Origin of the sequence: Candidatus Clostridium eludens, assembly GCF_045310515.1 — a bacterium.
Classification (GTDB): domain Bacteria; phylum Bacillota; class Clostridia; order Clostridiales; family Clostridiaceae; genus Clostridium_B; species Clostridium_B eludens.
Genome location: NZ_JBJHZX010000126.1, coordinates 1 through 1,065, shown reverse-complemented (window position 1 = coordinate 1,065; position 1,065 = coordinate 1). Strand labels below are relative to the sequence as shown.

Below are 1,065 nucleotides of genomic sequence, written 5' to 3'. Positions count from 1 at the left end.
ATCAGAAACCAATTTAGGATTTTCCCTTAACTCTATATTTGCTAGATATTTTTCTAAATCCCCAATAATTTCATGTGTATCTTTATCACTATTTTTAATTTGTGTAAGTATATTTTTAGCAACCCTGTCCAGTGAACGTAATTTTGACTTCTCTTTAACTATATTGCAATAGTCTTTAATACTACCCATAGATACCTTTTCAATCAATTCGGAAATATATAATATAGTTACATCTTTTAATTTTTTTCCTAATGCTTCACTAAGTGTTGTGACATCTATTTTCTTTCCAGCCTTATAAAGCATAAGCATTGTAGAGTATATTGACTTGTTTTTTGCATTATAAAAATCTTCAGATTCTAATATATCCGCAGCAGTTAATATTTTGTTATTGTCAACAAGTATTGCCCCTAAAATATTTGCCTCTGCCTCCATGTTAGCCATTCTTCCAATCTCCATTTGACACCTTCTAATCATCAAAATTAAACATCTCGATATTACTTCCACTTTTTACTTCACTACTTAATCCTCTCATACAATTGATATATGTCGTACCATTATCTAAAAATAGTAACAGTTGTGGTATATTTGTATCTTTTTGTCTTCTCTTTAAAAACTCAATTAGGCGCCATTGATAAGTAAACAACCCTAGGTTACATAGCTGTGCATAGTTACTAATAGAGTTTTTAATATCTTCTATTGTCATCTTGGTACCATCTTCTTTTTCTAATTTTAAAGCAACATCAATGGCTTTCTTTATATCAGCACCAAACTTTAAAGCTTTTAATATACCTTTTCCTCTATTAATTTCTATAATTTTTTTTTGCTCCAAGGAATTTATTGTTTTAATAAGAGTTCTATCATTGGCAATCTTGCTTCTACGTTTTAAAGTTTTGTAGCTAGGATGAGCATTTTCTGAACCTAAATAACTAATTATAGCTATTAATAAAGACTGTTCTTGAATATTTAAATTTACATTATCTAATAAATCATTATAGGAATAGGTAAGGTTTTGAAGTAATCTCTGCCTTTTCCCCTCCTTCACACCGTACATGAGACTTTCGCTCT

Annotated in this window: 2 protein-coding genes; both read right to left on the bottom strand. The window is 29.4% G+C overall.

Translation table 11 applies throughout. The annotated features are described in order from the left end of the window. Positions 1-456, bottom strand: a 456-nt coding sequence (locus ACJDU8_RS25480) for a DnaB-like helicase N-terminal domain-containing protein (protein ID WP_406794991.1), incomplete at its 3' end; no start/stop codon positions are given. A gap of 10 nt (positions 457-466) precedes the next feature. Beyond that, positions 467-1,065, bottom strand: a 599-nt coding sequence (locus ACJDU8_RS25475; protein ID WP_406794990.1) for a helix-turn-helix domain-containing protein, incomplete at its 5' end; no start/stop codon positions are given.